The sequence below is a fragment of the Streptosporangium sp. NPDC048047 genome (genome assembly GCF_040653115.1).
In the GTDB taxonomy this organism is placed as follows: domain Bacteria; phylum Actinomycetota; class Actinomycetes; order Streptosporangiales; family Streptosporangiaceae; genus Streptosporangium.
Genome location: NZ_JBEZNH010000005.1, coordinates 1 through 13,375, shown reverse-complemented (window position 1 = coordinate 13,375; position 13,375 = coordinate 1). Strand labels below are relative to the sequence as shown.

Annotated in this window: 9 protein-coding genes; 4 read left to right on the top strand and 5 right to left on the bottom strand. The window is 72.8% G+C overall.

Annotated features, from left to right (window positions below; all coding sequences use genetic code 11):
- The first annotated feature begins 19 nt into the window (after positions 1 to 19).
- Both AB0D67_RS05810 and AB0D67_RS05805 read left to right on the top strand, forming a co-directional pair.
- The gene (locus tag AB0D67_RS05810; protein WP_362930355.1) at positions 20 to 541 is read left to right on the top strand and encodes an RNA polymerase sigma factor; all 522 of its coding nucleotides are present in this window, start codon (positions 20 to 22) and stop codon (positions 539 to 541) included.
- 44 nt (positions 542 to 585) lie between these two features.
- A complete protein-coding gene (locus AB0D67_RS05805) occupies positions 586 to 1,557 on the top strand; it encodes a DUF523 and DUF1722 domain-containing protein (protein ID WP_362930353.1) in 972 nt (323 codons plus the stop codon).
- A 123-nt stretch (positions 1,558 to 1,680) separates the two neighbouring features.
- Here AB0D67_RS05805 and treZ read toward each other — a convergent pair whose 3' ends face one another.
- From treZ to AB0D67_RS05780, 5 genes are all read right to left on the bottom strand, one after another.
- Positions 1,681 to 3,384, bottom strand: coding sequence for a malto-oligosyltrehalose trehalohydrolase (gene treZ / locus AB0D67_RS05800; RefSeq protein WP_362930351.1), 1,704 nt, complete (start codon positions 3,382 to 3,384; stop codon positions 1,681 to 1,683).
- A 112-nt stretch (positions 3,385 to 3,496) separates the two neighbouring features.
- Positions 3,497 to 5,746: a malto-oligosyltrehalose synthase gene (gene treY, locus AB0D67_RS05795; RefSeq protein WP_362930349.1), complete on the bottom strand. Its 2,250-nt coding sequence runs from the start codon at positions 5,744 to 5,746 to the stop codon at positions 3,497 to 3,499.
- Positions 5,739 to 7,844, bottom strand: coding sequence for a glycogen debranching protein GlgX (glgX, locus tag AB0D67_RS05790; RefSeq protein ID WP_362930347.1), 2,106 nt, complete (start codon positions 7,842 to 7,844; stop codon positions 5,739 to 5,741). The genes treY and glgX overlap by 8 nt, the downstream gene beginning before the upstream one ends.
- Before the next feature lie 108 nt (positions 7,845 to 7,952).
- Positions 7,953 to 8,336, bottom strand: a complete 384-nt coding sequence (locus tag AB0D67_RS05785) for a VOC family protein (RefSeq protein WP_362930345.1) — start codon at positions 8,334 to 8,336, stop codon at positions 7,953 to 7,955.
- Between the two features lie 206 nt (positions 8,337 to 8,542).
- Entirely contained in the window at positions 8,543 to 11,935 is a 3,393-nt protein-coding gene (locus AB0D67_RS05780) for a BTAD domain-containing putative transcriptional regulator (protein ID WP_362930343.1), read from the bottom strand.
- A 172-nt stretch (positions 11,936 to 12,107) separates the two neighbouring features.
- Between AB0D67_RS05780 and mscL the strand changes: the two genes are divergently transcribed.
- The gene (gene mscL, locus AB0D67_RS05775; RefSeq protein ID WP_362930342.1) at positions 12,108 to 12,536 is read left to right on the top strand and encodes a large conductance mechanosensitive channel protein MscL; all 429 of its coding nucleotides are present in this window, start codon (positions 12,108 to 12,110) and stop codon (positions 12,534 to 12,536) included.
- A 34-nt stretch (positions 12,537 to 12,570) separates the two neighbouring features.
- A complete protein-coding gene (locus AB0D67_RS05770) occupies positions 12,571 to 13,179 on the top strand; it encodes a hypothetical protein (RefSeq protein ID WP_362930340.1) in 609 nt (202 codons plus the stop codon).
- The last annotated feature ends 196 nt before the right edge of the window (positions 13,180 to 13,375 follow it).

Here is a 13,375-nt window from a genome sequence, read left to right as displayed (position 1 = left end):
CCGGGTAAATGAGGTCACCATGGAAGACACCCTGAACGTCCGGCTCGCACAGGGCGACGACGCGGCGCTGGCCGAGTGCCTCACCACGCACGGTGCGCTCATCCGCTCCTACCTGCGGCGTTTCATCCCGCCGCAGGAGATCGAGGACGTGCAGCAGATCGTGTTCGCCGAGGTGTGGCGCTCACGGCACCGCTTCGACCCCAAGCGCAACCTGACGGCCTGGCTGATCGGCATCGCTCACAACCGGGCGGTGGACCACCTGCGGATGCGCACCCTGCAGACGGTGCCGCTGGACGTGGTCGCCGACCCGGCCGGCGCGGACGGCCGGACGGACGGGGACGGGCTGGCCGCCCGTGACGAGCTGCTGCGGGCGCTGGCCGAGCTGCCCGCGCCCCAGCGCCAAGCCATCGAACTGGCGTACTACGGCGATCTGACCCAGCGGGAGATCTCCGAGAGGCTGAGCGTGCCGCTCGGCACGGTCAAGGCCCGTACGGCGCGCGGTCTGCGCCGGCTGTCGGACATCCTCGCCCCCGCGGCATGACCCGCCCTCGGGACGCCGCGGACCACGGGGACACCATGGATGACATGGGCGAGTGGAACGACATGGACCGGCAGCCCCGGCCGCGGGTGGCGGTGTCGAGCTGCCTGCTGGGCGACCTGGTGCGCTTCAACGGCGGGCACAGCCGCGACCGCTTCGTCAGCGGGGAGCTGGACCCGTACGTCGACTGGGTGCGCGTCTGCCCCGAGATGGAGATCGGCCTCGGCGCGCCGAGGGAGTCGCTGCGCCTGGAGCGCTCGGCCGACGGCCCGCGCCTGGTCACCAGGAAGACCGGGACGGACCTGACCGGCCGGATGAACGCGCTGGCCGCCGAGCGGTCGCTCACCCTGGACGTGGACGGCTACGTGTTCAAGGCCAGGAGCCCGAGCTGCGGCATCCACGGCATCCCGGTCTACGCGGGCGACAGGGTCGTGGACCGCGGGGCCATGGGCGTCTTCGCGTCCCGCGTCCTGGACGCCCACCCGCTGCTGCCGGTCGAGGACGAGGGGCGGCTGAACGACGCCCTGCTCCGCGAGACGTTCGTGGAGCGGATCTTCGCGTACGCGCGGCTGCGTGCGCTTCTGGAGAGCGACTGGCGCCCGCGCGACCTGATCGCCTTCCACTCCCGGCACAAGATGCAGCTGCTCGCCCACGACCCGGTCTCCTACCAGCGGGCGGGGCAGGTGGTGTCCCGGGCGGGGACGGCCTCCCGGGAGGAGCTGGCCGTCGCCTACGCCCACGCCTTCCGCACGGCCCTCGCCTGCAAGGCGAGCATCGGGCGCAACGTCAACGTCCTCCAGCACTGCATGGGGATGATGAAGGACCACCTGGACGAGACCCGCCGGGCCGACCTGGCGGAGGTGATCGACTCCTACCGCGCCGGGGAGGTGGCCCTCAGCGTCCCGGCGACCCTGCTGCGCCACCACGCGCGCGGCGAGGCCGCCGAGTACGTCCGCGACCAGACCTACTTCGCGCCCTACCCGCGGGCGCTGCGGCTGCGCAACCACGTCCCGGCCTGACCCGCCGCACCGGCCCGCCGCCCGGCCGCGCCCGCCCAGACCCCGGACGCGCCGGGCGGCGTCACGACCACATCACGCGACCGGCACGCCCGGCTCCCGCCCCGGCCTCAAGCCCGGTCCCGGTCAGCCGGCCTTGACGATCGCCAGGGAGCGCGGCGGCAGGAACAGCTCCTCGCCCTCGGCGGTGACCTTCGGGTCCGAGGCCAGCAGCACCTGGCCCGGTGCGAGCCGTACGGTGAGCGCGACCCGGCCGAGGTTGGCCGCGACCTGGCAGGATCCCCGGTGGACGACCAGCCAGCCGTCGCCGTGGTCCACCCGGACCCGGTCCAGCCGGGGGTCCGACAGCTCCGGATGCGCCCTGCGCAGCGCGATCAGCGCCCGGTACCAGTCGAGGTGCGCCCGGTGGGCGTCCCGGTCCAGCTCACTCCAGTCGAGCTTGGAGCGCAGGAACGTCGTCTCCTCGCCCGGGTCGGGGGCCCGGTCCGCCCAGTCGTCGTAGCCGAAGCCGACGAACTCCCGGCGCCGCCGGTCGGCCTCCCCCTCCCGCAGGTGCGGCTCGACGTGGTCGGTGAAGAACAGGAACGGCGTGCTCGCTCCCCACTCCTCACCCATGAACAGCATCGGGGTGAACGGCGAGGTCAGCAGCAGCCCCGCGGCCAGCCGCAGCGCCTCGGCCGGCATCCGGTCGCCCTCGGCGCGGTTGCCGATCTGGTCGTGGTTCTGCGCCGCGCAGACGAACCGGTGCCCCGGGACGTGCCGCGCCGGGCGGCCGTGCGAACGGCCCCGGAAGGACGAGAAGGTGCCGTCGTGGAGGTAGGCGCAGGTCAGCACCTTGGGAAGCGCCCCGGCGAAGTCGTCGTAGTAGCCGTGCCGCTCCCCGGTCACCGCCACGTGCAGGGCGTGGTGGACGTCGTCGTTCCAGACGGCGGCCAGGCCGTACCCGCCGGCCTCGCGCGGGGTCATCAGCCGTGGGTCGTTGAGGTCGGACTCGGCGATGAGCGTCAGCGGCCTGCCCACGGCCGCCGACAGAGCGTCCACCTCGGCCGACAGCTCCTCCAGGAAGTGGACCGCCCGCCTGTCGTGCAGCGCGTGCACGGCGTCCAGCCGCAGGCCGTCGACGTGGTAGTCGCGCAGCCACTGCAACGCGTTCTCGATGAAGTAGCGGCGCACCTCGTCGGAGCCGGGGCCGTCCAGGTTGACCGCCTGCCCCCAGAAGGAGGCGGCGCTGTCGTGGAAGTAGGGGCCGAACGGCGCCAGGAAGTTCCCCGACGGGCCGAGGTGGTTGTAGACCACGTCGAGGATCACCCCGACGCCCCGCAGATGGCAGGCGTCCACGAACCGCTTGAACCCGTCGGGACCGCCGTACTCGTCCGCGACGGCCCACAGGTCGACCCCGTCGTAGCCCCAGTTGCGCCTCCCCGGCACCGGCGGCACCGGCATGACCTCGACGAAGTCGACCCCCAGCTCGACGAGGTGGTCGAGCTTCCCCGCCGCCGCGTCGAAGGTCCCGGCGGGCGTGAAGGTTCCGGCGTGCAGCTCGTAGATCACCGAGCCTGGCAGGCTCCGCCCCCGCCACAGCTCGTCGTTCCAGGGGAACCGGTCGTGGTCGTACACCCGGCTCGGCCCGAAGATCCCCTCGGGCTGCCGGCGGGTGCGCGGGTCCGGCAGCGGGTCGCCGCCGTCGACGCTGAACCGGTAGTCGGTGCCGTGGCCGGCCCCGGCCACCTCAGCGGTCCACCAGCCGCCGCCCGCGGCGTCCATCGAGTGGCGGACGTCACCGATCACCACGTCCACCGCCGTCGCCGCGGGGGCCCAGACCTCGAACACGCCGTTCACTCCCTCTCCGGAACCCTCCGGCGACCGCGGGCGCCCGCACCTCGGGCGCTCCGTTCACTCCCACCCCGAAACCGAGGGCGCCCGGGATCCGGGCGCCCGCGGTTCACTCCCTTTCCAGCAGCGCCACCGGCCGGGTCGCGAGCAGGTGGCCCAGCGAGATCCGCCCGGTGTGCCGTACGCCGGACAGCAGGTCGCGCCACGAGCCAGACGGCAGCTCGATCATCTCGTCCCCCCAGCCGCCGCGCCGCTCCAGGCCGACCGGGAGCCGGGTGGCGACGGCCACGGCGCGGTCGCCGCGGGCGAAGGCCACGGCGTGCTCCCCCGCCTCCATCGGGACGTACGGCAGGGCGGGGTCCAGCCGCCGCCGCAGGTTCAGCGCCTCGCGGGTGACGTCGAGCTTGCCGGCGTCCCAGTCCGAGGCCCCCTCCGTCTCCCCGGCCAGCATCCGGCGGCGCAGCGCGAAGTCGACCGGACGGCGGTTGTCCGGGTCCACCAGGGAGAAGTCGGTGATCTCGTTGCCCCAGTAGACGTCGGGCACGCCGGGCAGCATGAGCTGGACGAGCTTCTGACCGAGGGAGTTGGACCGGGCGTGGGGCTCGATCCGGGCAGCGAACCGCCCGACGGACTCGCCGCACTCCTCGATGGCCCGGTGGACGAAGTCGCGCAGGCCCTCCTCGTAGGAGGGGTCGGGCGTGGCCCAGGAGATCGCGGTCTTGGCCTCCCTCGCCGCCTTGAACAGGTACTCGAAGAACCTCTCCTCGCTGATCGGCCAGGCCGCCATGAGGTTCTGCCAGGCCAGGTGGTCGAGCGACGGGTCGAAGGAGACCCGGTCCGACCACTCCGCGACCGCCGCCGCCCACTCGCCGGGGATCTCCGACAGCACGGCCAGCCGGGCGCGGACGTCCTCGGAGCGCTTGGTGTCGTGCGTGGACAGCGTCGTCATCGTGCCGGGCCGGAGCTCCCGGCAGAAGTCGTGGAAGGCGGCGACGGTCCCGCCGAACCGGTCGGGCTCCCCGCCCACCTCGTTCAGGCAGGACAGCGGGTACCACCGGTACAGCGCGGTGTCCTCCACGCCCTTGGCCATCACCGGCCCGCAGAGCTGCTGGAAGCGCACGACCGCCTCCGGCGGGCCGTTGAGGACCTTCCCGACGACCTCCTCCACCGGCGCGCCCTCGGGCAGCCGGGCCGCGGCGACCTTCCCCGCCTCCTCGACGATCGTCGCGGAGACCGCCGGGACGGGCTCCCCGGGCACCACGTAGGCCCGGTAGACCGGCATCGCGACCAGCAGCTCCACCAGCGTCTCGCGGTCCGCGCCGAGCAGCGCGTTCAGGCGGTCCACCTCGGCGCGGAAGAACAGGTCGATGACGTGCCGCTTGGACCGCCGGACCACCTCGGCGTAGTCGCGCGGCACACCGGTGCGGGCGGCGAACAGCTCGGTCAGCGGTTCGGCGCCGGCCGGGTCGACGAACAGCCCGGTGATCCGGTTGAGCACGTCGTAGCCGGTGGTGCCGTCGCAGTCCCAGTCGGCGGGCAGCCTCTCCTCGCCCACCAGGATCTTCTCGGCGACCGTCCACACCCCCGCCTCGCGGCGCAGCCGCGCGAGATAGCCGCGCGGGTCGGCCAGCCCGTCGGGGTGGTCCACCCGCAGCCCCTGGACGAGGCCCTCCCGCACCAGACCGAGGATCACCTCGTGCGTGGCCTCGAACACCTCCGGGTCCTCGACCCGCAGCCCGATCAGCGAGGAGACGTCGAAGAACCGCCGGTAGCCGGGGCCCTCGCGCCAGTCGACCAGCCGGTAGTGGGTGTCGGGCAGCGGGAAGACGTGGTCGTGGTAGCGCAGCACGTCACCGTCGGGGAACGGCTCGACGTCGTCGCCGAGGACCGGCATCGCGACCCTGCCGTCGCTCCAGTCGATGTCGAACCACCGCCCGTACGGCGACGCCCGCCCCTCCTTCAGCACCGACCACAGCGCCGGGTTGCCCGACTCCGGGACCGGGACCGTCATGTGGTTGGGCACGATGTCCACGACGACGCCGATGCCGTGCCCGGCCAGCGTCGCCGCCATCTCCCGCAGCCCGCCGATCCCGCCGAACTCCTCGCGGATCCTGGAGTGGTCGGTCACGTCGTAACCGTGCCGCGACGGCGGGTCGGCCTGCAGGACCGGCGACAGGTAGACGTGGTCGACCCCCAGGTCCCGCAGGTAGGGGGCCAGGGCCGCCACGTCGGCGAAGCCGAAGTCGGGGGTGAGCTGGAACCGGTAGGTGGAGCGGGGGACCGCGGGCCCGGTCACGGCGGTCCCGGGCGCGGCGGGCTCCCTCACGGACGAGACGGAGGAGACGGAGGGATCAGACACGGCGCAGCACCCTCACCGACCGTCCGGCCACCGGCACCTCTTCCCCGGCCCGGCACATCCGGGTGTCGACCGTGATCGGCATGGCCGTGTCGATCTCCGTCATCCACATCTCCCCGTAGTCCTTGGGAATGGTGAACCCGATGACATCGTGGTGGGCGTTGAACATCAGCAGGAACGAGTCGTCCCTCGTCCGCCGCCCCCGCCGGTCGGGCTCGGTGATGGCGTCGCCGTTCAGGAAGACCGCCAGCGACCTGGCGTATCCCACGTTCCAGTCGGCGTCGGTCATCTTCTCGCCCAGCGGGGTGAACCACTCGATGTCGCTGAGGCTGTCGCCCGAGCCGCGCACCGGCCTGCCGTAGAAGAAGCGGCGGCGGCGGAACACCGGGTGACCGGCGCGGAGCTTGGCCAGCTTCTGGGTGAACTCCAGCAGCAGCCAGTTCTCCCGGACGTCCGACCAGTCGACCCAGCTCAGCTCGTTGTCCTGGCAGTAGACGTTGTTGTTGCCCCGCTGCGTGCGCCCCAGCTCGTCGCCGTGGGAGATCATCGGCACGCCCTGGGACAGGAACAGCGTGGTCAGGAAGTTGCGCTTCTGCTGCTCGCGCAGCGACTCGACGTCCAGCGAGGCCGGCCCCTCCTCGCCGCAGTTCCACGACCGGTTGTCGTCGGTGCCGTCGCGGTTGTGCTCGCCGTTGGCCTCGTTGTGCTTGCCGTTGTAGGAGACCAGGTCCTGGAGGGTGAACCCGTCGTGGCAGGTCACGAAGTTGATCGAGGCGGCCGGGCGGCGGCTGTCGTCCTGGTAGAGGTCGCTGGAGCCGGTCAGCCGGGAGGCGAACTCCGGCAGCGCGGCCGGCTCGCCCCGCCACAGGTCGCGGATCGTGTCGCGGTAACGGCCGTTCCACTCGGTCCACCGGGCCGGGAAGTTGCCGACCTGGTAGCCGCCCGGACCGACGTCCCACGGCTCGGCGATCAGCTTGACGCGCGACAGCACCGGGTCCTGCTGCACCAGGTCGAAGAAGGCGCTCAGCCGGTCCACCTCGTGCAGCTCACGCGCCAGGGTCGCGGCCAGGTCGAACCGGAACCCGTCCACGTGCATCTCGGTGACCCAGTAGCGCAGCGAGTCCATGATCATCTGCAGGGCGTGCGGGGACCGCATGAACAGGCTGTTGCCGGTGCCCGTGGTGTCCATGTAGTAGCGCTTGTCGTCCTCGACGAGCCGGTAGTAGGCGGCGTTGTCGATGCCGCGCATGCTCAGCGTCGGACCCAGGTGGTTGCCCTCGGCGGTGTGGTTGTAGACCACGTCGAGGATCACCTCGATGTTCGCCTCGTGCAGCGCCTTGACCATGGCCTTGAACTCCATCACCTGGCCGCCGGGCTGGCCGGTGCTGGAGTAGCTGTTGTGCGGGGCGAAGAACCCGATGGTGTTGTAGCCCCAGTAGTTCGTCAGGCCCCGGTCCATCAGGACGTGGTCGGTGACGAACTGGTGCACCGGCATGAGCTCCAGCGCCGTCACGCCCAGCCCGGTGAGGTGGTCGATGATCTCCGGGTGGCCAAGGGCCGCGTACGTGCCCCGGATCCGCTCCGGGATCTTCGGGTGGTTGATCGTCAGGCCCTTGACGTGCGCCTCGTAGATCACCGTGTCGTGGTACGGCGTCGCCGGCGGCCGGTCGTGGCCCCACCCGAAGAAGGGGTTGACGACGACCGACTTCGGCATGAACGGCGCCGAGTCCGCGTCGTTGCGGCTGTCGGGCTCGCCGAAGCGGTAGCCGTAGACCGCCTCGTCCCACCTCACGTCCCCGTCGATCGCCTTGGCGTACGGGTCGAGCAGGAGCTTGGCGGGGTTGCACCGCTGCCCGCTCGCCGGGTCGTAGGGCCCGTGGACGCGGTAGCCGTACCGCTGCCCGGGAGAGACGCCGGGAAGGTATCCGTGCCAGACATGCCCCTCCACCTCGGTGAGGGCGACCCGGGTCTCCTCGCCGTGGTCGTCGAACAGGCACAGCTCGACACGCTCGGCGACCTCGGTGAAGAGCGCGAAGTTCGTTCCCGCGCCGTCATATGTGGCCCCCAGGGGATACGGATCCCCCGGCCAGATTTCAATCATCACACCGCCCCTTCAGCGGTGGGAAGACATGCCCTGTCTTTCCCAGGTCATGCACGCATTTCCCACTCTTCTCGCTGTGAAGTGCGCCGCACGCGGCGGCCGGAGCCCCTACGCGTTCCGGACCGGCGTGGAGACGTCCACGACCAGGCCGTTCGGGTCGAGCACCATGAAGCCTCGCTGGCCGTAGAACCGGTCGCTCGGCGGGGAGACGATCCGGCAGCCCATTCCGAGGGCCCGCTCGTGGACCGCGTCGACGTCGTCGACCACGAACGTCAGGATCGTTCCCGCCGGGGAGCCCCGATGGGCCTCCGGGATCAGCTCGTGGTCCCGCCGCCAGATCCCCACCTCCAGGCGGGGGTCGTCGGGCGGCGAGAGCTGCACGTACCAGTCCTCGTCGAAGTTGACCTTCAGGTCCAGCAGCCGGGCGAAGAAGTCCCTGGTCTCCGGCAGCCGGTCGGACAGGATGTTGGTCACCACGCGGTTGACGGTCATACGCGTCCCTCCAGGGTCGGATCGGTGAAGACGATGTGCGGACCGTCCCTACGTGTTCCCCCTGTGGGCAGGCTAAGACGTGGTTTTCCGTACGGGCGCGTTCCGGCGCGGTGTGTCGCGCCCAGGTACGGCGAGCCGGTCACGCCCGGAGTCCCGGTTCCGGTTCCGGTTCCGGTCCCGGTTCCGGTTCCGGTTCCGGGCAGGGCTCAGGACCCGGGTACGGCGAGCCGGGCGCGCAGGGCGCGCAGCGCCGGTTCGTACCCGCGCAGGCCCGCCACGGCGATGAACTCCCCGGCCGCCCGCAGGTGCGCCGCGGCCCGCTCCCGGTCACCCGCGAGCAGCGCGAGCCGCGCCAGGCACAGGTCCGCGACCGACCAGCCCACCAGCCGGCCGGCGTCCGGGGCGAGCGTGCCGTACAGGTCCCGCCCGGCGTCCGCCTCGCCGAGCGCCAGGCAGAGCTCGGCGGCGGCGTCCGCCGCGAACCGGTAGGCCAGGCCGGGGCCGAGCACGGCGAACCCGTCCCGCGCCGGGCCGGCGAAGACCTCGCGGGCCTCGCCGGCCCGGCCGAGGTCGGCCAGCGCCAGGCAGCGCAGCAGCAGCCAGGGCCACTCGCCGGGACGCAGGGCGAGCATCTCGTCGGCCACCGCCAGCGCCGCCGCCGGCTCACCCCGCCCCCTCAGCGCCAGGAAGCGGAAGACGCCGCCGCGCAGGCGGGCGTCGTCGCGGCCCAGCGCCCCCTGCGGGTGGGCCGCCGCCGACTCCTCCGCGGCGGCCACGGCGTCGTCGGGCCGGCCGTCGAGGTGGGCGTGGATCGCGGCCTGCCAGGCGGCCAGCGAGACCATCGAGGGCAGCCGGAGCCGCCGGGCGGTCTCCCCGAGCCAGGCCAGCGGCTCCGCGGCCCCGGCGACGCCGTCCCGGGCGACGTGCTCGACATGGACGGACTCCCGGCCCAGCCACTCCACGGCCAGGTCACCGGTGCGACGCCCGATCTCCACGATCTCCTCCGCCGCCGCCCGCCGGGCGTCGTGGTCGCGGCCGTGCCGGAGCACGATCACGAGGGCGACCAGCGCGTTGGCCAGGGCGCGGTCGTCACCGGTACGGCGGGCCAGCCGTACCGCCTCCCACGCCAGCTCCGCGCTGCGCGCGACCGGCCGGGTCGCGAAACCGGTCGTCGCGGCGGCCGCCAGGAGCCGGGCCCGCCACGGCGAGTCCCCGGCCAGCCCCGAGGCGAGGACCCGGTCGATCCGCTCGGCGAGCCGGTCGATACCGGTCATCTCCTCGTACATGGCCAGGTGGATCGGATCGGAGAAGCCCAGCACCGCCCTGGCCAGCCGGCTGTCGTCGTCGAGCCGCTCGGCGATCCCGGCGGCGGCCTCCAGGGAGGCGTGGGCCTCGACGCTCATCCCGGCCGCCGCCCGCGCCTCGGCCAGGTCGAGCAGCAGGTCGCAGCGCAGGGCGTCATCCTGCTCCGGCCGGGTCCCGGCCGTGGCGAGCGCCAGCTCCAGCAGCTCCGCCGCGTCCTCCGGGGCGAACTGCGCCATCGCCTGGGCCGCGGCCCGGCGGGTGTAGCCGACGGCCTTGCCCGCCGTACGGTCGCTGACGACGCCCTCCCGGTAGTGGTGCGCGATCTCCGTCAGGCGGGTCGGGCTCCGCCGCTCCAGCACCTCGGCGATCCGGCCGTGCAGGCGGCGGCGCCGCAGCGGCGGCAGGCCGTCGCGCAGCGTGTCGCGGACGATGTCGTGGACGAACCGGCATGCCGGCCCGTCGCCCTCGGTCAGCAGCCGGGCCCGCACGGCGGCGTCGAGGACGTCCAGCACCCGCTCCTCGGTCACCTCCGACACCGCCGTCAGGACGTCCGTCTCCGCCTCCCGGCCGACCAGCGCCGCGACGGTCAGCACCGCCTCGGTGTCCGGCGGCAGACCGGCCAGCCAGCCGCGGACCACGTCCGACAGCTCACGCGGCGCCCGCCCGAGGCGCAGCACCTCGCCCAGGAAGAACGGGTTGCCCGCGGTCAGCCTGCCCATCTCGGCGGCCCGGTCCGGGTCGGCCCCGGCGCCGGCGAGGTAGGCGCGGACGTCGGCCTCCCCCAGCCCCCGCAGCGCCAGCCGCCGCACGTTCGGCAGCCGCGTCAGCGCGCCGAGCGCCTGCGCGAGCGGGCCACCGGGCCGTACGCCGGTGTCCGCTTCGGTATTCGCTTCGGTGCCCACTTCGGTGTCGCGGTAGGTCGCCACCACGGTCAGCCGCGGGCAGAGCCGGGTGGAGGCCAGGAACTCCAGCAGCCGCAGCGAGGACGCGTCCGCCCATTGCAGGTCGTCGAGGACGACCAGGATCCTGCCGTGGCCGTCGAGCAGCCGGGCGAACGCCTCGTACCGCTGGAACTGACCGGCTCCGGCGGGCCGGGGGTCGCCGGAGCCGTCGGGCGGCGGCAGGGGGCGCCCGGCCTCGGCGGGCGAGGTCCTGGGACGCCCGGTCCCGATCATGTCCGCGTCCCCGTCCATGTCCGGGTCGGCGTTCGTGTTCACGTCCGCGCTCACGTCCGCGTCCGCCAGATCCCGTACGGCCTGCGTCCACGGCCAGAACGGCGGCGCGCCGGCCCCGTCCCAGCAGCGGCCCCACGCCACCCGGCGTCCCCGCGCCCTCGCCGTTTCGGCGACCCGCTCGGCGAGGCTGGTCTTGCCGATCCCCGGCTCCCCCGCCAGCAGCACCACCCGGTGCCCGTCCCCGGAGACCGCCTCCTCCAGCACCCCGATCTCGGTGTCCCTGCCGACCAGCCGGGTCCGCGGCTCCGTGAGGGCCGCCGCCAGGACCGGAGAGGTCACCGCCGGGATCCGGGGGGTGAGTGAGGGATCCTGGGTGAGGATGCGCCGTTCCATCTCCCGGGACCGGGGATCGGGGTCCAGCCCCACCCCCTCCGCCAGCAGCCGGCGGCCCTCGGCGAGCACGGCCAGCGCGTCCGCCTGCCGCCCGGCCTGGTAGAGCGCGTGTGCGCCGAGGACGCGCAGCCGTTCCCGGAACGGGTGCGCGGCCACCAGCCGGATGAGGCCGCCGCTCAGCACCGCGCCCCGGCCGAGGGCGAGTTCGGCCTCGGCCGCGTCCTCCTCCAGCGCCAGCCGGAACTCGGCCAGCCGGGCGATCTCGTCCGCCGCCCAGCCGTCGGCCCCGAAGTCCGCCAGCGGCTCCCCGTTCCACTCCCCCAGCGCCGAGCGGAGCCTCCGCGCCGCGTCCTCGTGGTCACCGTCGCCCAGCGCGCGCCGTCCCTCGGCGGCCCGCTCGCGCGCCCTGCCCAGGTCGATCCGGACCGCCGGGACGTCCAGGGCGTAACCCCCGGCTCTGCTGACCAGGACCCGGGGCGGCACGCTGCGCGGCCTGCCCGGCTCGAAGGCGCGGCGGAGCTTGGAGACGTACGCCTGGAGGGTGTTGACCGCCCCGGGCGGCGGGCCGCCCTCCCAGAGCGCGTCGATCAGCCGGGGCGGGGCGACCGGGCGGGGCGCGGCGAGCACGCAGAGAGCCAGTACGGCGCGCTGCTGATGGGGTCCGATGTCCAGCGGCGTCCCGTCGTCGGCCGTCACGCCGACCGGCCCCAGCACGCGAAACTCCATCGGGTCCCCTCTTCACGGTTCGGGCCGATAGTAGTGGACGGTTTCATTTGGATTCGCGGGTCTTCCAGGGGGTTCGTCGAAGCGAGATGGCCGGATGCGGCAAGGGTTTTCTGACGTTTGCCGCATGACGGCCGGGTAGTTTCGAGCGGTCTCACGAGTGGAGGGCGCAGGAATGGGCGGATTCAAGAAGTTCCTCATGCGAGGAAACCTCGTCGAACTGGCCGTCGCGGTCGTCGTCGGGGCCACCTTCAGCGGGCTGGTGCAGGCGCTGGTCAAGGATCTGATCACGCCGCTGCTCGCGGCGATCACCGGCGGCCGGAATCCGGACTTCTCGCAGTACTACTTCACCGTCAACGGCGCGAAGTTCATGTACGGCGACTTCATCAACCACCTCCTGACCTTCCTGATCATCGCCTCGGTGATTTACTGGCTGGTCGTCATGCCGATGACCCGGCTGATCACCTTCTTCGACCGGGACAAGGAGGCGACCGAGAAGAAGTGCCCGGAGTGCCGCAGCGACATCCCGGTCGAGGCGAGCCGCTGCGCGTTCTGCACCGTGGAGCTGTCGCCGGTCCGCGCGGCCGACAAGCCGCAGGTCTGACGCCCGGCCCGGGGACCTGTAGGACCATGGGACGGTGAGCTTCGAACTGGCCGTCTGGTACGAACCCGAACCGATCAGCAGGGAACGCGCGGAGCGCGTCCACCACGCGCTCCGCAGCGGAGAGCCCGGCGCCGCCGAGCCGCGCCCCCAGGTGACCGCGTTCGCCGCGCGACTCGCCGGAGCCGAGCAGGTCTCCCCGGGGTTCGCCCTGGTCATCGTGGAACCGGAACGGGCCGACGAGATGTCCCGCGAGGTCTTCGCCCTGGCCCGCGAGTGCGGTCTGGTCTGCTACGACCCGCAGCGCGGGCTCGTCCACAACCTCGCGCCCCTGGGCGTCTACGCGGGCATGCAGATGCACACGGGCGACGGGATGATCGTCGTCGATCCGGACCTCGGGCTGGTCCACGACGTGCTGGGCACCCTGTCGCCGCAGAACCCGTTCACCGCGCTGGTCGTCTTCGGCTCGCACTTCATCCAGGTCTCTCCGGAGATCACCGGATATGAACTGGAGTACAAGGACAGCGGCCGCAACCTGATGTTCCGCACCCACGTGCCCGACCTGGAACCGGTCCGCACCGCCTTCGCCGAGTACGCCACGGGCGAGCGCGGCTTCCTGGAACGCCACGACTGGGAACGGGTCTGACGCTTCTTGTGCGGGTCCCGCGCTTCGGGCTCGGGTCTTTCGCATCACGGGATGTTTCCCGCAGGGCCGGGCTGGGGCTTTTCGCGTCTCAGGGTGTTTCCCCGGGCTTGGGCTCGTCAGTGGTTGCCGTGCTGGGCGGGTGCGCGCGCTGCGGTGGGTGGGTGTTCCGGCCGGCGCTGTGGCCGGGCTCTGGTGT